Genomic DNA, 19,362 nt, shown 5'->3' on the forward strand with positions numbered 1-19,362 from the left:
GCTTCAGTTCAGGCACAATGAGCAACTTCTTGCCAGTAATGTGCCTCCTTCCATGTCTCTGTTGTCCCCAAGCGCCGGCCTCGGCGTCCTGCGCAACCGCAACCTCTCCTTCTACCTTTCCGCACGTTTCCTCGGTACCCTGGCCGTCCAGATGCAGAGCGTCGCCGTTGGCTGGCAGGTCTACCAGATTACCGGCAGCCTGTTCGACCTCGGGCTGATCGGCCTGGCCCAGTTCGCCCCCTTCCTGGTGCTGATCCTGTGGGCCGGCCACGTCGCCGACCGCCACGACCGGCGCAAGATCATCGTGCTGTGCATGCTGGTGCAGCTGCTGGTGAGCGCCCTGCTGCTGACCTTTACCTTCAGCGGCAGCAAGGTGGTGTGGCCGGTGTTCGCGGTGCTGGTGCTGTTCGGCAGCGCGCGCGCCTTCATGATGCCGGCCTCGCAGGCCGTGCTGCGCAACCTGGTGCCGGACAAGGATTTCGGCCAGGCCGTCGCCCTGTCCTCCTCGACCTTCCACGTGGCCGTGATCGCCGGCCCGGTGCTCGGCGGCCTGCTCTACGTGTTCGGGCCCACCTTCGTGTACTCGGTGTCGGCGGTGCTGCTGACGGTTTCCGTGATCCTGATGGCGTCCGCGAAAAGCGCGCCGCAGGCGAAGAGCACGCAGCCGGCCAGCTGGCACACCCTGCTCGAGGGCCTGCGTTTCGTGTGGTCGCGCCCGATCGTGCTGGGCGCGATCTCGCTCGACCTGTTCGCGGTGCTCTTCGGCGGCGCCACCGCCCTGCTGCCGGCCTATGCCCACGATGTGCTGCACGCGGGCCCCACGGCCCTGGGCTGGCTGCGCACCGCGCCCGGCGCCGGCGCCGCGCTGTGCTCGATCGCCCTGGCCTTCTTCCCGATCCGCCGTCGCGTCGGCGCCTGGATGTTCGGCGGCGTGGCGCTGTTCGGCCTGGCGGTCCTGACGCTCGGATCGACCAGCCGGTTCCCGGTCGCGCTGGGGGCCTTGTTCGTGCTCGGTGCCGGCGACATGGTCAGCGTCTACGTGCGCCACCTGCTGGTGCAGTACGAGACGCCGGACGAGATCCGCGGCCGGGTCAGCGCCGTGAACTCGGTGTTCATCGGGGCCTCGAACGAGCTGGGCGAATTCGAGTCGGGCATCACCGCCGGCTGGTTCGGCCTGGTGCGCGCGATCCTGCTCGGCGGCGCCGCCACGCTCGCGGTCACCGGCCTGTGGGCGGTGCTGTTCCCGGTGCTGTCGAAAATGGACCGTTTCCCCCACCACGAGAAACAGGCGTCAGGCAAAGCATGAACCCGGGCAGGTGTCGCACCAGCCGGGCGCGGCAAAAATGGCAGAAAGCGTAAGATTGGCGCCAGAACAGATGAATACGGAGCCTATTTATGCAAATCAATGTCAACACCGACCGCACCATCGAAAAACACCAGGGCCTGGACGAGCACGTCGAGTCCGTTGTCCAGTCCTCGATCGGCCGCTTCGCCGATCATGTCAACCGCGTTGACGTACACCTGAGCAACGAGAACAGCCAGAAGCAGATCGACGGCGGCAATTACTGCATGATGGAAGCGCGCGTCAGCGGCTACCAGCCCGTCGTCGTGAAAGAACATGCCGTCAACCTGCACCAGGCCATCCAGAACGCCGGCGACAAGCTCAAGCGTGCACTGGACAGCGCCATCGGCCGCCTGAACGACAAGGCCCGCCACGAGGCGCCTCCGGTCGAGGCCGTGCCGGACCCGCTGTCCGACAAGAACCTGACCAGCGGCGCCTGAGGCGCTGCCACCTCGGCGCCGCACGGCGCCAACCTTGCGACGACGCCGGCCGGAATCAGGCCGGCGGCCTTCCTTCCACCATCGCCCTCACCTCGCGCAGGTAACGCAGGCCGGCCAGGGCGCGGCTGCCATACCACGACATCATTTCCCCATCGACCAGGAAGACCGGGATGCCGATCTGCTTCTCGAGCGCATCCGCGTGCGCCTGGGTGAAGCGGTAGGGCTCGGTCGACAGCAGGACCGCGTCCAGCCCCGACACCAGCGCGTCGGACCAGGCAAAGCGCGGATACCTCGCCTCGCCCAGGTCCGGCACGCGCCAGCCCAGTTCGCCCAGCATGCGCGCGATATACGTGTCGCCCGACACGCTCATCCAGGGGTCCTGCCAGATGCAGTACAGCACGGTGCGTGCGGGCCCAGGCGCCTGCGCTCTCAAGGCCGCGTACTCGGCCTCGAAGGCCGCGCACCAGGCTTCGGCCTGGGGCAATGCGCCGAAGATCCCGCCCATCAGCCGCGCCAGCGCCGGGTTGTCGCGCGGCGCCAGCGGGTGGGTGACGACGATGTTCGGCACGAACTTCGCCAGCTCCTCGACGGTTGGCTTTTCGTTCTCGTCGATGTTCACCACCAGGTGGCTCGGCGCCAGCTTGCGGATCTTTTCGATGTTCACGTCCTTGGTGCCGCCGACCTTGGGGATGGCCTGCACCACCTGCGCCGGATGGATGCAGAAGCCGGTGCGGCCGACCAGTTGGCCGGCCAGGCCCAGGTCGCACAGCAGTTCGGTGATCGAGGGGACGAGCGAGACGATACGCGCCCCGGGTGCCGGCGCATGCCGGACGCCGAGCGCATCGGTCAGTTGCGGGTCGGTGGGTTGGAATGTGGGTGGAGTCATGCCCGCTATTGGAACACCGATGTTTCTGGAACGCCAGTGGAGCAGGATGCGTGATGGTTTATCATGCCATTTGATTTACACTGCGCCAGCACGCAAGCATTCGGAGGATGTCGTCTTGGAATACATCGGTAACTTTGCACAGTCGGGCTACAAGGTCGAGGATCTGCAACTGTTTCGTGACGCCGACGCGGCCGCCACGGCCAGTGCGCTCGCCGATTGCGAAGTGGTGCGGGTAGCCGCTGGCGAACCGATCGAGGACACGGTGCGTGCACGCCTGTACATCGTGCTCGCCGGCATGCTGGAAGTCGAGACCGATGGCCACGCCGGTGCGTCGGACGGCAGCGTGAACCGCATCCTGGCCGGCGAGAGCGTGGGCGAACAATCGGTGCTGGACGACGCCGTCAACCTCGACGCCGTGCGCGCGGTCGAGGAAAGCCGGCTGCTGGTGATCGAGTCGGACCTGGCCTGGGAACTGATCGACCAGTCGAACGCGGTGGCGCGCAACCTGCTGCGCCTGCTGTCCTTTCGCATCCGCGCCGCCAACGCCCTCCTGCGGCGGCGCCAGAAGCTCGGCGAGTTCTACCGCCAGCTGTCGCTGAACGACACCCTCACCGGCCTGTACAACCGTGCCTGGCTGGCCGACATGCTGCCGAAACTGGTGGCGCGTGCGCGCACCCAGGGCAGCCCACTGGCCCTGCTCATGGTCGACCTCGACAACTTCAAGAAGTTCAACGATACCCACGGCCACCTGATCGGCGACGCCGCCCTGAGCGCGGCGGCGAACGTCATCCGCGACGGCCTGCGCCCGTCCGACTTCGCAGTGCGCTACGGCGGCGAGGAACTGATGGCGGTGCTGCCCGACACCAGCGGCGAGCTGGCCCGGATGGTCGCCGACCGTCTCTGCCTGCAAATGCGCCAGGTCGTGCTCTTCCCCGACATGCGCGTGCCGATGCCGCACCTGACGGCCTGCTTCGGCGTCGCCGTGCTCGATCCGAACGGCGACGAAACCTCGCTGATCGAAGCGGCCGACGCCGCCCTCTACCGCGCCAAGGAAGCCGGACGCAATTGCGTCAGCCTGTGAGCTCAACTGCGATGAACTGAGCCGGGCGGTTGACGGATGGACGCGCCGCCCCGACAATCCGTGCACCCAAGCAGGCGACACCACACACGGACTTCGATGAGCACGCACACCTTCCTCTGGCACGACTATGAAACCTTCGGCGCGCAACCGCGCCGCGACCGTCCGGCCCAGTTCGCCGCCATCCGCACCGATGCCGAACTCAACGAGATCGGCGAACCGGTCATGCTCTACTGCCAGCCGGCAAACGACTACCTGCCCGACCCGCAGTCCTGCCTGATCACCGGCATCACGCCGCAGCAATGCCTGGAGCGCGGCGTACCCGAGCACGAGTTCGCGCGCCAGGTCGAAGCCGCCTTCAGCGAGCCGGGCACCATCGGCGTCGGCTATAACACCATCCGCTTCGACGACGAGGTGACGCGCTTCCTGTTCTGGCGCAACCTGATCGATCCCTACGCGCGCGAGTGGCAGAACGGCTGCGGGCGCTGGGACCTGCTCGACGTGGTGCGCATGGCCTATGCGCTGCGCCCCGAGGGAATCGAATGGCCGCGCCACGAGGATGGCCGCCCCAGCTTCCGCCTGGAACACCTGAGCGCCGCCAACGGCCTGGCGCACGAGGCCGCGCACGACGCGCTGTCCGACGTGCGCGCCACCATCGCGCTGGCGCGCCTGATCCGCCGCAAGCAGCCGAAACTGTTCGACTTCTGCCTCGAACTGCGGCGCAAGGACCGGGTGGCGCAAGAGATGGGCCTGCACCTCGACCCGTCGATGCGCCAGCCCTTCCTCCACGTGTCGGGCATGTTCCCGGCCGAACAGGGCTGCCTGGGCCTGGTGTGGCCGCTGGCCCAGCATCCCTCGAACAAGAACGAGATCCTGGTCTGGGACTGCCGCCACGATCCGTCGGAACTGTTCACGATGGACGTCGAGACCATCCGCCTGCGCATGTTCACCCGCAGCAGCGAACTGCCGGAAGGCGTGACGCGCCTGCCGATCAAGAGCGTGCACCTGAACAAATCGCCCATGCTGGTCGGCAACCTGAAGACCCTGAGCGTGACCATGGCCCAGCGCTGGGGCATCGACGTCGCCCAGCACCACGTCCACGCCCAGCTGGCCGCGCGCGGCCCGGACATGGCGGCGATCTGGGCCCAGGTGTTCCAGAAGCCGGCGGCGCCGAGCGACACCGACGTCGACGAGGACCTGTACGGCGGTTTCGTCAGCAATGGCGACCGGCGCAAGCTCGAATCGCTGCGCTTCGAATCGCCCGAACGCCTGGCGGGCATGCGCCCCTCCTTCGAGGACGAGCGCCTGGCCGACCTGCTGTTCCGTTACCGCGCCCGCAACTTCCCGCACACCCTGAGCGATGCGCAGATGCAGCAATGGGAAGAACACCGCGCGGCGCGGCTCTACGATGGCGCCGGCAATGCGCGCACGGTGGACCAGCTGTTCGGGGAGATCGATGCGCTGTCGGAAACGGCGGACGAGCGGGCGCAGGAGATCCTGGGCGCGCTGTACGACTATGTGGAGATGATTGCGCCGGAGAGGTATTGAAGCCGGTGTTTTAAAACCGGTGCGCGGCGGGTCGTGGGGCTGTTGCCTGCCCGGTTATTGGTAGGCATGATCCGCGTGGGCACGGGGTGCCCACCCTACGGGATGCGTTCCTGGCAGGTTCATACGAAACCCTGGTAGAGCTCGCCGATAGCGTCTCCCGTAGGGTGGGCTCTCGAGCCCACGCGGATTCAACATACCGATACCGCCTCAGGCAACAGCCCCACGTCCGCTTGAACGGGAAGCCGGACAAATAACCACCCGGTCCCGCCCAACCCATCACCCCCGATACCGATTGATCTCGTCGCGCGTCTCCTGCGCCACGCGCCTTGCCGCCGCCGCGAAATCCTCGCCCTCCTGCGGCGTTGCATACAGGATCGCGCGCGAGGAATTGATCATCATCCCCATCCCGTTCGCGCTACGCCCCGAACGCACGGTCGCCGCCACGTCCCCGCCCTGGGCGCCGATGCCCGGCACCAGCAGCGGCATGTCGCCGACGATCGCGCGCACCTGGGCCAGCTCTTCCGGGAAGGTCGCGCCCACCACCAGCGCGCATTGCCCGTTGCGGTTCCATTTCTCGGCCACCAGGCGCGCCACGTGCTGGTACAGCGGCTGGCCGCCGACGTCGAGGAACTGCAGGTCCGAGCCGCCCGCGTTCGAGGTGCGGCACAGCACGATCACGCCGCGGTCCGCCCACTCCATGTAGGGCTCGACCGAATCGAAGCCCATGTAGGGGTTGACCGTCACCGCGTCGGCGCCGTAGCGGTCGAACGCCTCACGCGCGTACTGGCGGGCGGTGGCGCCGATGTCGCCACGCTTGGCGTCGAGGATCAGCGGGATGTGCGGATAGCTCTCGCGCAGGTAGCGGCAGATTTCCTCGAGCTGGTCTTCCGCGCCGAGCGCCGCGAAATACGCGATCTGCGGCTTGAAGGCGCAGGCCAGGTCGGCGGTGGCGTCGATGATCGCCTTGCAGAAGCGGACAATGCCGTCCGGTTCGGCCTGCAGGTGCGCAGGGAAACGCGCCAGGTCCGGGTCCAGCCCGACACACAGCAGCGAGTCGTTGCGGGTCCAGGCTGCGGTTAGCTTATTGATGAAATTCACGTCGGGCCCCTTGTAACAGTGTCATTGCAAACCCAATATTGTACCTGTCGCCCGCACCGCAGTCGCCTCCGGGCACGGCCGTGCGACTGGCGAACATGGACTTGGGGTATAGTTTATTCATTCGACAACTCGCATGGACACGCACATGATGACGTCTTCCGTTTTCTCCCGCTGGGCCCGACTCCTGGCCGGCGCCCTGCTGGCCGGCTCCCTGCTCTCGGGCTGCGGCTACAACGAATTCCAGACCAAGGACGAAGCCACCAAGGCGGCCTGGGGCGAGGTCGTCAACCAGTACCAGCGCCGCGCCGACCTGATCCCGAACCTGGTGAACACGGTCAAGGGCTACGCCTCGCACGAGCGCGAAACCCTGGAAGCGGTCACGCGCGCCCGCGCCGCGGCCACGAGCTTCCAGATCACGCCGGAAGTGCTGAACAACCCGCAGGCCTTCCAGAAGTTCCAGCAGGTGCAGGGCGAACTCTCGGGCGCGCTGTCGCGCCTGATGGCCGTGTCCGAGAAATATCCCGACCTGAAAGCGGACACCAGTTTCCGCGACCTGCAGTCGCAGCTGGAAGGCACCGAGAACCGCATCACGGTGGCGCGCCAGCGCTACATCGCCTCGGTCCAGGACTACAACGTCACCGTGCGCAAGTTTCCGACCAACCTGACGGCCATGATGTTCGGCTACGAGGCCAAGCCTTCGTTCACGGTCGAGAACGAAAAAGCGATCTCGACCGCGCCCACGGTCGACTTCGGCAAATAAGGCCGGCGCCCGATGACGATCCTGCGCACGCTGTGGCCGCATTTTCTCGCTGTCGTGCTGGCCAGTGCGCTGGCCTGCATGCTGGCCGGACCGGCCCAGGCGCAGCTCAAGGAAGTGCCGCCCCTGGCCGGCCATGTGACCGACGAGGCCGGCATGCTCGACGCCAGCCAGCACCAGCGCCTGGAAGCCGTGCTGGCCGACTACGAGACCAGGACCGGCAGCCAGATCGCCGTGCTGCTGGTGAAGTCGACCGAGCCGGAAGCGATCGAGCAGTTCAGCATCCGCGTGGCGGACGCCTGGAAGCTGGGCCGCAAGGGCGTGGACGACGGCGTGCTGCTGCTGGTCGCGCGCGACAACCCAAGCTCGCTGCGCCGCCTGCGCATCGAGGCCGGGCGCGGGGTGCAGGGCGTGCTGACCGACGCCCAGTCCAAGCGCATCCTGCAGGACACGATCGCACCGCATTTTCGGCAAAACCATTACTACGAGGGCCTAGTCGCAGGCGTGGGCGCCATTGCCACGCTGCTGAACCGGGAGCGATTTCCCGCGCCGGCCCAGCAGGTAGCGCCGGCGGGGAACAATGACGAGGGAGGCGGTGTCGGTATGTTCGGTATCCTGATGTTGGTGTTCGGTTTCATGCTGGTGCGTTCCATGTTCCGCCCGCGCCGCACGCGCCTGTCGCGCGGCGGCTGGGGCAGCGGCGCCACCGGTTTCATCCTCGGTAACATCATCGGCAACATGGGCCGGGGCGGCGGTGGCGGCTTCGGCGGCTTTTCGGGCGGTGGCGGCGGGTTCGGCGGCGGTGGCTTCTCTGGCGGCGGCGGCACCTTCGACGGCGGCGGCGCCTCGGGAGACTGGTAATGACACAAACGATGCAAGCAGGACAGGGATCGTTCGGCGAACGCCTGGGACGCGTGCTGCGCCACTGGCAAAGCACCAAGGCCGCCGCGCGGCGCGCCTTTCCGGATGAAACCCTCACCGCCGTGGCCGAGGCCATTACCGCCGGCGAGCGCACCCACCGCGGCGAGGTGCGCTTCATCGTCGAGAAGGCCCTGCCCACCGACGAGATCTGGGACGGCGTGACCAACCGCCAGCGCGCCCTCGCGCTGTTCGCCGACTACGGCGTCTGGGACACCGAGGACAATTGCGGCGTGCTGATCTACGTGAACCTGGCCGACCACAAGGTCGACATCGTGGCCGACCGCGGCATCGACCGCAAGATCGATGCCGCCACCTGGCAGGCCGTGTGCCGCACCATGACCGAGGGCTTCCGCCGCGGCGACTTCCACCAGGCTTCGCTCGCCGCGATCGAGCAAGTCAATTCGCTGCTGCGCGAACACTTCCCGGCGAATGGCGACCGCCCCAACGAGCTGCCCGACAAGCCGATCATGATTTAGTTTGCTCGATACGGGCAGTACAATCGAGGCTTTCAGAAAACAGTGAAAGCCCAGCCATGAAACTAGCCAACAAGACCGCCCTCGTGACCGGCGCCAGCCAGGGTATCGGCCTGGCCTGCGCCCAGCGCCTGGTGCGCGAAGGCGCGCGCGTAATGCTGGCCGACGTGCGCCTTGACGTCGCCGCGGCAGCCGAAGCCCTGGGCGACGCCGCCCGCTTCATGGTGGCCGACGTCAGCCAGAAGTCCGACGTCGACGCCCTGTTCGCCGCCACCTTCGAGGCCTTCGGCCACCTCGACATCCTGGTCAACAATGCCGGCGTCACCCATGCCGCCGACTTCCTCGACCTGCTTGAAGAGGATTTCGACCGCGTGCTGCGCATCAACCTGAAATCGATGTTCCTGTGCAGCCAGGCGGCGGCGCGCGACATGGTGAAACGCAAGAGCGGCTGCATCATCAACATGTCGAGCGTGAACGCGGAACTCGTCATCCCGAACCAGGTGCCGTACGTGGTGTCGAAAGGCGGCGTCAACCAGCTCACCCGCGTGGCGGCCATCAGCCTGGCCCAGCACGGCATCCGCGTGAACGCGATCGGGCCCGGCACCATCCTCACCGAACTGGCGAAACAGGCTGTGCTGGGCAGTCCCGAAGCGCGCCACACCATCCTGTCGCGCACCCCGCTGGGCCGCTGCGGCGAACCGGAGGAGGTGGCGGCGATCGCCGCCTTCCTGGCCAGCGACGACGCGTCCTACATCACCGGCCAGACCCTGTACGCGGATGGCGGACGCATGCCGCTGAATTACACGGTGCCGGTGCACGATTGAAGCATCCTCGCGGAAACAGGCGCTGCAGCTCAACAATATTCATGCTTCGCATATCCGGTATCTGTATTTGCAATTAGACACATATATCGCAACGCAGCATAATGGCACCTGTCTCCACTATTCTCCTCCAAGAAAATAGTTTTAAAGCCTGCTCAATTAGCGGGCTTTTTTTTGCCTGTACATTTGATCTGGCCCAAATAATCGTTGGGAGAACTCAATAAGCAATCCGGAGTCGTGCTCGACAATGTGTGCGCCGCAGCGTTCCGTTCGCCTTGTATTTCCTTGCGCTGTGTCATGCCCGCGTCACAAACCCTACCTATACTGGATTCATCTGCAGTACACGCAACCGATATGCGTGATTGCAGACAGGTGTGGAGCGCCACGCGCCCCACACCCACCGGACAACGTCTCTTGGCCCGATCTTGGGTTTGCCCGCCACTTCTCTCCTGGCGGGCATTTTTTATGTGCATTCGCAGCGCAAGCCCAGCCCCGGGGCTTGCACACCGCGAGCATTTGGCTATGATGAAGTTCGCACGCCGTGACGGGGCGCTCCAGGGCGCCCCGGCCAAGCGATGCCATGCCAACCACAAAAGGGAGTCGGACCGATGAATTTTCACCATCCTGAAAAGCACACCCCGCAGTCTTCCCCCAGCCGCCGTTGCCATGACGGTGCCGACAACCTGATTCTTCGCGAGCTCAATCCACTGGTGGTGATCGACCACCTCGACGACGAGCAGGCGCCCCTGACCCTTCTGACCTTCGGCAGCGTGCGCGAAATCTGTCCCAAGTGCCAGCGCTGCAAGCTGAAACTCGTGCTGCGCCAGACCTCGGTGCGCATGGCTCACCTGTTCTGCGCGGAATGCGAAAGCTGTTTCGACGCCCAGTATGCCAACGGCGAACCGGCACTGAGCATCTGAACGCTTCTGCTTAGTTTCCCTCAATCAGCGATCGTGCGCACACACGGTCGCCGCCATGGTATGGTTGACGTTTTCGCCACGCCGTCAGCCATGCCCCCTTTCCTCCACCTTGTCCTGCTCGACCCGCGCCTGCGCAAGCTGCGCTATGGCTGCGCGATCGCGATGTTCATCGCGATCGTGGTCACCGGTTCGATTCCCGGCGCGCGCGCCGAAGTCGGCCACTATGCCCCGGGAGTGGTCCTGCATTCGCTTGCCTATGCGACCCTGGCCCTGCTGTGGTTCACGGCCTCGCGCGGCAGCGCCGCCGCGCGCAGCCTGGCGGCCATCGCGGCGGTGGCCGTGATGGGCGCGATCGACGAGCTGGTCCAGAGCTTCTTCCCTTATCGCGGCGCCGACGTGCACGACTGGCTGGTCGACTGCAGCGCCGCCATCGTCACCTGCGCCATCCTGTGGATGCTCCTGCCGAGGGCCGAACTGGAACGCTGCTGAGCCGAAAGACACGGGATTGCTCCATTTATCTGCGGCTTGATCTGCCTCAGTGCCAGCCCGCGTCGGCTGGAACGTCGTGCCCGTTTGCGCCTCTTACCCGAGTGGCAGACGACATCGTCACGCATACCCACTGACAAAATCCAATCAAGGAGTCGATCATGAAGCAAAAACACCAGAGCGTGGTCTTGGCGGGCTTGCTGGCCATGGCGCTTGGCCTGGCGGGCTGCTCCGGCATGCGCGGCGGCGGCAGCGGCGGCGAGAGCGCCAGCGGCAGCTCCACCGGCGGCGCGACCGGCAGCGGCAGCGGCGGCATGTCGGGCACCGGCGCGGGCACGAGCACGGGCGGCTCGAGCAGCTGGGGCGGCGGCTCGAGCAGTTCCGGCAGCTCCGGCAGCTCGGGCTCGTCCGGCAGCTCGGGCAGCGGCTATGACCAGTCCGGCTCCTCCGGCACCTCGGGTTCCTCGGGCAGCAGCGGCACTTCGGGCAGCAGCGGCACCTCGGGAAGCGGCTACGACCAGTCCGGCAGCTCGGGAACGTCGGGAAGTTCGGGCACGTCGGGCAGCTCGGGCACCGGCACCGGCACCTCCAGCTCCGGCTCCAGCGGCACGAGCAGCAGCATGGGAGAAGGCGGTTCGGCCAGCGCGACGGGCGACAGCTCGCAGAGCGGCGCCGGCGCCGGCAGCGCCACCGCGTCCAGCTCCAGCCCGAACAGCACCGTCGTGTCGATCGAAACGGTGCCGCGGCCGGCCAGCGGCATCACCGGCGCCGGCACCGTGGGCGCGGCAGCGGTGGGCGGCAGCTCGACCGGCGCCACGGGCAGCTCCATGTCCTCGGACCAGGTCTACCGCGTCACGCTGCGCATGGACGACGGCAGCACCCAGGTCATCACCCAGGAAACGGCGCCGGACTTTCGCAGCGGCGACCGCGTAAGCATCAGCGGTGGCGCGATCCAGCGCTGAGCGGGACCAGCTTCCACCGCCCGGGCCGCAGAGTGCCTAACAAAACCTTCAGAACAAGGCGCAGCGACGAAGACAGTACGCCTGTACGGCGAAGAGCTGCAACGCAGCTATGGAGGTTTTGCTAGGCGCTCTTAGTCCGGGCGCAATTCACATACTCAGTACACCCGCTCGACCAGGTAGCCGCGCTGCGCGAGCAGCTGCGGTAGCCCATTGTCGCCGAGCAGGTGCAGCAAGCCGACGCCCACGAAGATCACGCCGCCCCGGGTGATCAGCGCGTCGATCTGCCCTGCCATGTCCGCATTGCGGCGCCCAAGCAGCTTGCGCCGCGTGAAGTCGGCAATCACGGTGCCGCCCGCCGTTGTGTCCTGCAGCAGCGCGTCGAGCGCGGCGGCGTCGCCGCTGCGCCAGGCTTCGATGATCCGCCCCGCCTGGCGCAGCACGCTGCCGTCCGCCAGTCCGTCGAGCATTTCGCGCAGGTAGCGCGCGGATTCGATGTCGTTCATGCTGTCGAACAAGGCCAGCTGGCTTTCCGCGCTCTCGAGCTCGACCACCTTGATCCGGCGCCGCCTTGCCTGCGTCAGCAGCTTTTCCTTGACGCCCTCGGTGCGGCGATAGCCTTCGCGCTCCAGCCGCATGCTGAGCAGCAGGTTGGCGATGAGCCAGGGCTTCAGGTGGGCCATGCTGCCTACGCTGATGCCTTCCGCGTGCAGGGCCGCGCTCAGGCGCGCCAGCGTGTCCGGCGCCAGGCGCTGCCGGATGTCGCCGCCAGGAGGATAGCGGCCATGCCTGTCGAGCGCGTGCGCGAAAGCCGCCTCGGCACCGGTGTCGAGTTCGACCACCAGGTGATCGGCGCCGGCCAGCACGCGCTGCGCCTCCGGCGCCAGCGGATAGAACGAGGCCTGGCCGACATGGATGGTCCCGAACAGATAGGCCACGCCGCCGTGGCCACTGATGCGGTAGAAGCCGCCCTGGTGCCGGGCGCGCACCGGCGCCGGTCCATCGGCGTGCTGCGCGGCGGCATGGGCGATCGATGCGTCTTCACCCGCCTGCGCCGATGGGCACGGCAGCAAGGAGAAGACGCCTGCGAGCAGGATTGCAGGCAGGGCTGGATGCGGCGCTGGGTGCGAGGGCGAACGCGGCGCCCGCTGGCGCCGCAGGAGTCCACCCAGCCCATCCATGATGCCGCATCCGCAACAACGACGCTGTCGCCGCTCAGGCGGCGCCGGCCTGGCGCACCGGCGTGCTTGCCGCTTCCTCGTCGGCCTGGGCGGCCTGGGCATAAGCGGCGTCGAGCAGCACCGCCATCGATTGGGCGGTACGCTCCCAGGAGGTGCGCGCCACCTGCTCGCGCATGGCCGCCGCTTTCGCCTCGCGCGCGGAGGCATCGAGGGCAAGCGCGGCGGCGCAGGCAGCGCCGAACGCATCAGAGCCATCGGCAATCGCAACCACACCTCCATAGGGCCCGACCACGTCCGCGATCGGCGTGCTGACGATGGGCAGCTCGGCCGCCATGTACTCGAGCACCTTGGTCGGACTGATGAAGCGGGTCGCCTCGTTGATCGCGAACGGCATCAGGCACACGTCCCAGCCGGCGAGGAATGCCGGCAGGTCGGCGTAATCGCGCTGGCCGAGGTAATGGATGTTCGGACGGCGCGGCAGTTCGTCCTCGGTGATCTTCACCACCGGGCCGACCAGCACCAGTTGCCAGTCGGGATGGGCGTCGGCCAGCGCACCCACCAGGTCGAGGTCGACGCGCTCGTCGATGACGCCGTAGAAGCCGAGCCGCGGATGGGGGATGGCTGCCTGCGCCGGATGGCTGGCCACGGCGCCTTGCGCCTGGCGGAAGTGCTCGACATCGACGCTGCTCGGGAAGCAATGCACGCTCGGATGGCGGTGGCGCTTGGCCTCGTACAGGCTGGGGCCGCCGGCGAACACCAGGTCGGCCAGGTTGAGCAGCGCCGACTCGCGCTGCAGCAGCTGGCGCGGCGCCTTCTTGAACGAGGCCAGCTCGTCCATGCAATCGTAGACCACCAGGCGCGGATCGAGCTCCTTGAGCAGCGGCAGCGCCATCGGCGTATAGAACCAGACAATCGGGCGGACGGATGACGGCAGCAGGTCGGCCAGCAGGGGCGCGACCAGTGCGATCTGGTCGTCGTGGAAGCCAGGCACGTCGATCGGGGTGCGCGGGCGGCACACGGTGATGTTCGGCAGCGGACTGCTGCGTTCGAGCCGGGCCGGCCCTTGCGGGTCGTGCATCGGCTCCTCGACGATCACGATGCGGTAATGCCGCGCGAGCCGCGTGAGCAGGTGCTGCGGACGCTGAAACACGAAATCCCAGCGCAAGTGGCTGAAGACGACGATCGTATGCATGATCTCTCCTTTCGCCCTGTCGGGCGGGCGGTCGGTTGATTGAATCCTCCTGTATTGCGCCCGACCGCCCGCGCGCACGAAGGCGCGCCTCAGGCTGGATCAGGTCCCTTGTTCTCCTCCTCATTGCTCATCTGCAGCGCCACGTTGCGCGTGGCTGCCGAGATCACCTCGAACGGCAGCTTCGGCGTGCGGTCGGCGTTGAGCAGGCCATTCGCTTCCTGGAAGGTGTCGGCGAACTGGGTGTAGCAGAAGCCGGCGAACATGAAGGTCTCGTTGACCACCTTCAGCAGCGAGCGATACAGGTTGTGGAAACCCTCGGCCGTGGTCGAGCGCGAGTAGCCCCAGGTGCCCTCCTCCGGCTCGCCCCTGGTGTCGAAGGCGATGCCGCCGAATTCGGTCAGCACGATCGGCTGGCCGCGGTGCGGGAAGCCGTCCAGGGTCAGGATGCGTCCGCCCGGACGGCGCTGGTCGAACAGGGTGCGCACCGGGTCGCTGACCTCGTAGCGGGCCCTGACTTTTTCCGGGTCGCAGTCGTAGTCGTGGATGCCGAGGATGTCGGTGGCGGACGCCTCCCAGCCGTCGTTGCCGATCACCGGCCGCGTCGCATCGAGCGTGCGCGTCAGGTGGTACAGCGCCTCGACCGCGTTGCGATGCGCCTGCGTCAAGGTCAGGTTCGGCACGCCCCAGGACTCGTTGAAGGCGACCCATACGATGATGCAGGGATGGCTGTAGTCGCGCTGGATCGCCTCGGTCCATTCGCGCACCATGCGCGTGATCGCGCGCGGGCTGAAGCGGTAGGCCGACGGCATTTCTTCCCACACCAGCAGGCCCAGCTTGTCGGCCCAGTACAGGTAGCGCGGATCCTCGATCTTCTGGTGCTTGCGCACGCCGTTGAAGCCCATCAGCTTGGCCAGCTCGACGTCGCGCTTGAGGTGCTCGTCGGAAGGCGCGGTCAGGAAGGACTCGGGCCAGTAGCCCTGGTCGAGCACCAGGCGCAGCTGGTAGGGCCTTCCATTCAACATCAGGCGGTCGCGGTTGATCGCGAAGGCGCGCAGCGCCGTGTAGGAGCGGATGCGGTCGACCACGCGGTCGCCGCAGCGCAGCGTCACCTCGGCGTCGAGCAGGGTCGGGCGCTCCGGGCTCCACAGCAGTTCGTTGCGCGAATCGTCGATGCCCGGGTCGGACAGCGCGATCTTGCGGTTGGCCTCGCCGGCGAGCAGCTTGTAGTGGTCGTCGGCCAGCAGGTGCTCGCCGTGCCAGATCTTGACCTCGACGAACATGTCCTCGCGGATGTCGCCGCCGGCGAAGACCTCGCAGCCGATCTCGAAGGTTTCAAAAATGGGCGTCCACTTCAGGGTCTGGATGAAGGTCTTGTCGACCTGCTCGACCCAGACGGTCTGCCAGATGCCGGTGGTGCGCGGATACCAGATCGAGTGCGGTTCGAGCAGCCAGTCCTGCTTGCCGCGTGGCTTGGCCAGGTCGGCCGGATCGTCCTCGACGTAGACGGTGACGACCTGCCTGCCGTCGGCGTTCAGCGCGCTGCTGATGTCGGCGGCGAAGGGCGTATGGCCGCCCTCGTGCTCGGCCACGAGCTGGCCGTTGACCCACACGCGGGCGGCATAGTCGACCGCGCCGAAGTGCAGGATGGTGCGCCCTTCGTTCGGGGTCACGTTGAATTCGCGTTCATACCAGCAGACACGGTGGAAACCCGTGTCGCCGATGCCCGACATGGCGGTCTCGGGTGCGAACGGCACCTCGATTTCGTGCGTCCATTCGGTGACGTCGCCCGGCAGCTTGAAACGCATCTCGTCGTCGAAACGGAAGCGCCACTTGCCATTCAGGCTGATCCAGTTGTCGCGCACCAGTTGGGGACGTGGATATTCAAACTGACTCATTGTTTTCCTTTCTTTCAGTCGGAACCGGGATCAGGATGCGGCCCTGGCGGCCGGCCTTGGCGTTGTACTGCGCCAGCGCGGCCTGGGCAGCCTGCGCGGCGGAACCGGCGCGGCACAGCGCCACGCAGGCGCCGCCGAAGCCCGCGCCGGTCAGGCGCGCGCCGTACACGCCGTCCTGGGCGCGCAGCAGTTCGCACAGCTCGTCGAGCTCCGGAATCGAGACTTCGTAGTCATCGCGCAGGCTGGTGTGGGAATCGTTCATCAATTGGCCGAAGCGCTCGGCCGGCACGCCCTGCACCGCTTCGAGCACGCGCAGGTCTTCCGTCACCACATGGCGCGCGCGCCGGCGCAGCGGTTCGGGCAGGTCTTCCACCAGTTGCGGGTCGGTGACGTCGCGCAGCGCCTTCACTTTCAACCTGCGCGAGGCTTCCTCGCACTCGGCGCGGCGTTCGTTGTACTTGCTGCCGGCCAGCTTGCGCGCCACGCCCGAGTCGATCACGATGATCTCGGCGTCCGCCGGCAAGGGCGCAAGCCGGTGCTCGAGCGAGCGCGCGTCGATGAACAGCATGTGGCCCTCGTCGGCCAGGCTGGACGCCATCTGGTCCATGATGCCGCAGTTCACGCGCGCATATTCGATCTCGGCGCGCTGGGCGATGCGCGCCAGCTTGACGTCGTCGAGCTCGAAGCCCAGCAACTGGCGCAGCGCGCGCAGCGTCGCCACTTCCAGCGCCGCGCTCGAGGACAGGCCCGAGCCGACCGGCACGTCGGTCGACACCCACACGCGCAGCGGCGGCACCTGCACGCCTTCGGCCTCGACCAGGCGGATGCAGCCCTCGATGTAGCTGCCGAAGCCCGACGGCGCGCTGGCGTCGGGCGCGAACGTGACGTTCGCGTCCAGGGTGCTGGAATAAAAATGGAAATGGCCGTCGCCGCTGCGGCTCATCGCCACGGTCGTGCGCTGCGGCGTGGCCACCGGCAGCATGAAGCCGTCGTTGTAGTCGGTATGTTCGCCCAGCAGGTTCACGCGTCCCGGTGCGGATGCGTTCACCTCGGGCGCGCCGCCGAAGAAGGAGTCGGTCGTCACCATCAGGTCACCTCCAGCCAGAGTGGCCGCTGGCGGCCATGCACGCTCACGGCAGGCCACTGCGGGTCAAGGGTCAGGTTCTCCAGTCCCTGCGGGCCGAGCAGGAAAGTGTCCTCGATCTTCAGGCCCGCGAAACTGGGGTTGAATGCGAAGGCCATGCCGGTCTCGAGGCCGGTCGCCGTGCTGGCCGTGGCCACCATCTCGCGCGCCTGGTAGCCGGTGATGCCGCCCTGGTGGTGCTCGTTCAGGGCGTCGGCGCGGTCAGCGTGCTTGTAGGCGGCGTCGAAAGCGTGGTACACGGCCGAGAGCGATTTACCCGGCGCCACCGCGGCCAGCCCGGTCGCTTCGACTTCCATCAGGGCGCTTTGTTCTTCCGGCGCCGGACCGAAGCTCACGAAACGGGTGAGATTCGCATACAGGCCGTGGCGGCGCGCACAGAACACCAGCATCGCGCGCGAGCCGATCGGGTCAAACGATGGCGTCGGATGGCGGTAGAGCGGCAGGCGGCGTTCGCCGGCGGCCAGCACCAGGGCCGGATGAATGCCGCGCCGCCACAGCGCCTGGGCGCCGGCGCCGGCCAGCTGGTATTCGGTCCACTCGGGCCGCGCGGCGCGCAGCACTTCGCTCATCGCCTCGGCCGCCTCGCGGCCCAGGTCACGGTAGCGCGCCTGCTCGGCGTCGCCCAGCACCAGGCGGCGCAGGCGCAGCGCATGCGGCAGCGGCTGCTCGCCATTGTGCGGGCGGTCCGACAGCACAGCGGCCTCGCCGGCCAGGCCGAGCACATAGCGCTCGCGCAGCTCGATCTGGGCCCAGGGCGACACGTGGAAACTGAAGCCGGCCGGCACCTCTTCCTCGCGCAGGCGCGCGGCCTCGATCTCGTCGGTCAGGATGACAGCCTCGTCCTGCGTCACCAGCACCTCGGCGACGCCGACCTCCGCAGTCTGCAGGACCGCGCTCGAGCCGCCGCCGGTGACCCAGGCGAACCAGTCGATGCCCCGCAGCCGGATCGCGGCCGCGCCGGTTTTCGCCAGGCAGTCGCGCAGCTGCGCCAGCTTGGCCTTGACTTCGACGGCGCGCAGTTCCGGTCCGCTCATGCGCCCTCCTCCAGCGACACCTGCACCGCCTGCAGTTCGGCCGCCGTGTTCTCGGGCAGCACGTCCATCGCGAACATGCCCGCGCCCAGCTCGGTGCCGGCCAGGTACTTCAGGCGTTCGCGCGAGCGGTAAGGCGGATAGAACTGGGCGTGCAGCTGGGTTTCAGGATGCTCGGCGCCGTCGGTGGGCGCCTGGTACCAGGCCATCAGGTAGGGGAAAGGCCGGTTCCACATGTTCTCGTACTTGAGCAGCACGGTCTTCAGGGCGCGCGCCAGCGCCGGGCGCTGCTCGTCGCTGAGCGAGGCGAAATCCTTGCAGGGCGCGGTCGGCATCACCCAGACCTCGTAGGGGTAGCGCGCGCAGGCCGGCACGAAGGCGATCGCATGCTCGTCCTGGTAGAGCACGCGGCGGCCGTCGGCGGCCTCGTTCTTCGCCATGTCGCACAGGAGGCTGCTGCCGTGCTGCAGGTAATAGTCGCGCTCCTGGGCCAGCATGCGCTCGGGCACCTGGGGCACGAAGGGATAGGCATAGATCTGGCCGTGCGGATGGTGCAGGGTCACCCCGACCTCGCTGCCGCGGTTCTCGAAAGGCAGCACGTACTGGATGTGGTGGGTGCCGCCGATGCGCGTGGTGCGGTCGGCCCAGACCTTGAACAGCAGCTCGATGCGCGACAGCGGCAGGTGCACCAGGGCCGCGTTCGGGTCCTGGGTGAACACCACGACCTCGCAGTGGCCGTTGGCCGGCGCGGTCGGCACCGTGCTCACGGTGGGCGGGTCGTGCGACTCCAGCGCCAGCGAGGGGAAGCGGTTGTCGAATACCGCCACCTCGTAGTCGCCCTGGGGCAGCTCGGTGGGGTTGGCGGGATCCGTCGTGACCGCCAGCGGGTTGTACTGGGGCGGCGGCTGGAAGGTGCGGTTCTGCCGGAACCCGGCATAGGTGACCCACTCGCCGCGCAGCGGATGCCAGCGCAGGTGCGGGTTCGCGTTCATCGGGTCGGGGAAGGGACTGGGCGCGATGAGCCCGTCCGGTATCGGCTGGTTGCTGTAGAGAGTAAGGTGTCGTCCGTCCGGCTTCGTCAGTTCTTTGCTGTGCATGGCATCGCTAAATGTCTGGCAGGTCACAAACGATCGCGGGCAGGAGCAGCCCTGCGAACGCGGCTAGGAGAGGATCCTAACATGGCGTTTTCA

At 67.2% G+C, this 19,362-nt stretch carries 19 protein-coding genes; 11 read left to right on the forward strand and 8 right to left on the reverse strand.

Annotated features, from left to right (window positions below; genetic code table 11):
• Window positions 1-52: 52 nt before the first annotated feature.
• Both ACSUZJ_RS19425 and ACSUZJ_RS19430 read left to right on the forward strand, forming a co-directional pair.
• On the forward strand, window positions 53-1,306 hold the full coding sequence (locus tag ACSUZJ_RS19425; RefSeq protein ID WP_499410911.1) for an MFS transporter: 1,254 nt from the start codon (window positions 53-55) through the stop codon (window positions 1,304-1,306).
• Window positions 1,307-1,395: 89 nt separating this feature from the next.
• Complete coding sequence (locus ACSUZJ_RS19430) at window positions 1,396-1,782, forward strand: HPF/RaiA family ribosome-associated protein (protein ID WP_499410913.1); 387 nt, start codon at window positions 1,396-1,398, stop codon at window positions 1,780-1,782.
• A 55-nt stretch (window positions 1,783-1,837) separates the two neighbouring features.
• Here ACSUZJ_RS19430 and ACSUZJ_RS19435 read toward each other — a convergent pair whose 3' ends face one another.
• Entirely contained in the window at window positions 1,838-2,668 is an 831-nt protein-coding gene (locus ACSUZJ_RS19435; protein ID WP_499410914.1) for a helical backbone metal receptor, read from the reverse strand.
• 115 nt (window positions 2,669-2,783) lie between these two features.
• On the opposite strand from ACSUZJ_RS19435, the gene ACSUZJ_RS19440 reads away from it, so the two are divergent.
• The gene (locus tag ACSUZJ_RS19440) at window positions 2,784-3,749 is read left to right on the forward strand and encodes a GGDEF domain-containing protein (protein ID WP_499410915.1); all 966 of its coding nucleotides are present in this window, start codon (window positions 2,784-2,786) and stop codon (window positions 3,747-3,749) included.
• A gap of 96 nt (window positions 3,750-3,845) precedes the next feature.
• On the forward strand, window positions 3,846-5,294 hold the full coding sequence (gene sbcB / locus ACSUZJ_RS19445; RefSeq protein ID WP_499410916.1) for an exodeoxyribonuclease I: 1,449 nt from the start codon (window positions 3,846-3,848) through the stop codon (window positions 5,292-5,294).
• Between the two features lie 276 nt (window positions 5,295-5,570).
• Here the strand turns inward: sbcB and pyrF are convergent, their stop codons facing one another.
• Window positions 5,571-6,392 carry an orotidine-5'-phosphate decarboxylase gene (gene pyrF, locus ACSUZJ_RS19450; protein WP_499410918.1) on the reverse strand — a complete coding sequence of 274 codons (822 nt, stop codon included), beginning with the start codon at window positions 6,390-6,392 and terminating at the stop codon, window positions 5,571-5,573.
• A 148-nt stretch (window positions 6,393-6,540) separates the two neighbouring features.
• Between pyrF and ACSUZJ_RS19455 the strand changes: the two genes are divergently transcribed.
• The 7 genes from ACSUZJ_RS19455 (at window position 6,541) to ACSUZJ_RS19485 (ending at window position 11,732) form a co-directional block, all read left to right on the forward strand.
• Entirely contained in the window at window positions 6,541-7,152 is a 612-nt protein-coding gene (locus tag ACSUZJ_RS19455) for a LemA family protein (protein ID WP_499416607.1), read from the forward strand.
• Between the two features lie 12 nt (window positions 7,153-7,164).
• On the forward strand, window positions 7,165-8,010 hold the full coding sequence (locus ACSUZJ_RS19460) for a TPM domain-containing protein (protein ID WP_499410919.1): 846 nt from the start codon (window positions 7,165-7,167) through the stop codon (window positions 8,008-8,010).
• A gap of 11 nt (window positions 8,011-8,021) precedes the next feature.
• Window positions 8,022-8,546, forward strand: a complete 525-nt coding sequence (locus tag ACSUZJ_RS19465; protein WP_499410920.1) for a TPM domain-containing protein — start codon at window positions 8,022-8,024, stop codon at window positions 8,544-8,546.
• 56 nt (window positions 8,547-8,602) lie between these two features.
• Entirely contained in the window at window positions 8,603-9,367 is a 765-nt protein-coding gene (locus ACSUZJ_RS19470) for an SDR family NAD(P)-dependent oxidoreductase (RefSeq protein ID WP_499410922.1), read from the forward strand.
• Between the two features lie 605 nt (window positions 9,368-9,972).
• A complete protein-coding gene (locus ACSUZJ_RS19475; RefSeq protein WP_499410923.1) occupies window positions 9,973-10,284 on the forward strand; it encodes a hypothetical protein in 312 nt (103 codons plus the stop codon).
• 90 nt (window positions 10,285-10,374) lie between these two features.
• Window positions 10,375-10,773, forward strand: coding sequence for a VanZ family protein (locus tag ACSUZJ_RS19480; protein ID WP_499410925.1), 399 nt, complete (start codon window positions 10,375-10,377; stop codon window positions 10,771-10,773).
• A gap of 158 nt (window positions 10,774-10,931) precedes the next feature.
• Window positions 10,932-11,732, forward strand: a complete 801-nt coding sequence (locus tag ACSUZJ_RS19485; protein ID WP_499410926.1) for a hypothetical protein — start codon at window positions 10,932-10,934, stop codon at window positions 11,730-11,732.
• 155 nt (window positions 11,733-11,887) lie between these two features.
• Here ACSUZJ_RS19485 and ACSUZJ_RS19490 read toward each other — a convergent pair whose 3' ends face one another.
• The 6 genes from ACSUZJ_RS19490 to galT all read right to left on the reverse strand — a co-directional run bounded on the left by ACSUZJ_RS19490 (window position 11,888) and on the right by galT (window position 19,269).
• Complete coding sequence (locus ACSUZJ_RS19490) at window positions 11,888-12,910, reverse strand: TraB/GumN family protein (RefSeq protein WP_499410927.1); 1,023 nt, start codon at window positions 12,908-12,910, stop codon at window positions 11,888-11,890.
• A 34-nt stretch (window positions 12,911-12,944) separates the two neighbouring features.
• Complete coding sequence (locus ACSUZJ_RS19495) at window positions 12,945-14,102, reverse strand: glycosyltransferase (RefSeq protein WP_499410929.1); 1,158 nt, start codon at window positions 14,100-14,102, stop codon at window positions 12,945-12,947.
• 89 nt (window positions 14,103-14,191) lie between these two features.
• On the reverse strand, window positions 14,192-15,997 hold the full coding sequence (locus ACSUZJ_RS19500) for a glycoside hydrolase family 2 protein (protein WP_499410930.1): 1,806 nt from the start codon (window positions 15,995-15,997) through the stop codon (window positions 14,192-14,194).
• Entirely contained in the window at window positions 15,984-17,084 is a 1,101-nt protein-coding gene (gene galK / locus ACSUZJ_RS19505) for a galactokinase (protein WP_499410931.1), read from the reverse strand. The genes ACSUZJ_RS19500 and galK overlap by 14 nt, the downstream gene beginning before the upstream one ends.
• Window positions 17,084-18,175, reverse strand: a complete 1,092-nt coding sequence (locus ACSUZJ_RS19510; RefSeq protein WP_499410932.1) for a M24 family metallopeptidase — start codon at window positions 18,173-18,175, stop codon at window positions 17,084-17,086. Before ACSUZJ_RS19510 ends, galK begins: the two co-directional genes overlap by 1 nt.
• Entirely contained in the window at window positions 18,172-19,269 is a 1,098-nt protein-coding gene (galT, locus tag ACSUZJ_RS19515; RefSeq protein ID WP_499410934.1) for a galactose-1-phosphate uridylyltransferase, read from the reverse strand. Before galT ends, ACSUZJ_RS19510 begins: the two co-directional genes overlap by 4 nt.
• Window positions 19,270-19,362 lie beyond the last annotated feature (93 nt).

This window comes from Telluria sp. B2 (assembly GCF_051789535.1).
Classification (GTDB): Bacteria; Pseudomonadota; Gammaproteobacteria; order Burkholderiales; family Burkholderiaceae_D; genus Telluria.

Coding starts and splice junctions, on each gene's coding strand:
- ACSUZJ_RS19425 (WP_499410911.1), top strand. CDS start 53: ATGTCTCTGTTGTCCCCAAGCGCCGGCCTCGGCGTCCTGCGCAACCGC.
- ACSUZJ_RS19430 (WP_499410913.1), top strand. CDS start 1,396: ATGCAAATCAATGTCAACACCGACCGCACCATCGAAAAACACCAGGGC.
- ACSUZJ_RS19435 (WP_499410914.1), bottom strand. CDS start 2,668: ATGACTCCACCCACATTCCAACCCACCGACCCGCAACTGACCGATGCG.
- sbcB (WP_499410916.1), top strand. CDS start 3,846: ATGAGCACGCACACCTTCCTCTGGCACGACTATGAAACCTTCGGCGCG.
- ACSUZJ_RS19455 (WP_499416607.1), top strand. CDS start 6,541: ATGACGTCTTCCGTTTTCTCCCGCTGGGCCCGACTCCTGGCCGGCGCC.
- ACSUZJ_RS19460 (WP_499410919.1), top strand. CDS start 7,165: ATGACGATCCTGCGCACGCTGTGGCCGCATTTTCTCGCTGTCGTGCTG.
- ACSUZJ_RS19465 (WP_499410920.1), top strand. CDS start 8,022: ATGCAAGCAGGACAGGGATCGTTCGGCGAACGCCTGGGACGCGTGCTG.
- ACSUZJ_RS19470 (WP_499410922.1), top strand. CDS start 8,603: ATGAAACTAGCCAACAAGACCGCCCTCGTGACCGGCGCCAGCCAGGGT.
- ACSUZJ_RS19475 (WP_499410923.1), top strand. CDS start 9,973: ATGAATTTTCACCATCCTGAAAAGCACACCCCGCAGTCTTCCCCCAGC.
- ACSUZJ_RS19480 (WP_499410925.1), top strand. CDS start 10,375: ATGCCCCCTTTCCTCCACCTTGTCCTGCTCGACCCGCGCCTGCGCAAG.
- ACSUZJ_RS19485 (WP_499410926.1), top strand. CDS start 10,932: ATGAAGCAAAAACACCAGAGCGTGGTCTTGGCGGGCTTGCTGGCCATG.
- ACSUZJ_RS19490 (WP_499410927.1), bottom strand. CDS start 12,910: ATGGATGGGCTGGGTGGACTCCTGCGGCGCCAGCGGGCGCCGCGTTCG.
- ACSUZJ_RS19495 (WP_499410929.1), bottom strand. CDS start 14,102: ATGCATACGATCGTCGTCTTCAGCCACTTGCGCTGGGATTTCGTGTTT.
- ACSUZJ_RS19500 (WP_499410930.1), bottom strand. CDS start 15,997: ATGAGTCAGTTTGAATATCCACGTCCCCAACTGGTGCGCGACAACTGG.
- galK (WP_499410931.1), bottom strand. CDS start 17,084: ATGGTGACGACCGACTCCTTCTTCGGCGGCGCGCCCGAGGTGAACGCA.
- ACSUZJ_RS19510 (WP_499410932.1), bottom strand. CDS start 18,175: ATGAGCGGACCGGAACTGCGCGCCGTCGAAGTCAAGGCCAAGCTGGCG.
- galT (WP_499410934.1), bottom strand. CDS start 19,269: ATGCACAGCAAAGAACTGACGAAGCCGGACGGACGACACCTTACTCTC.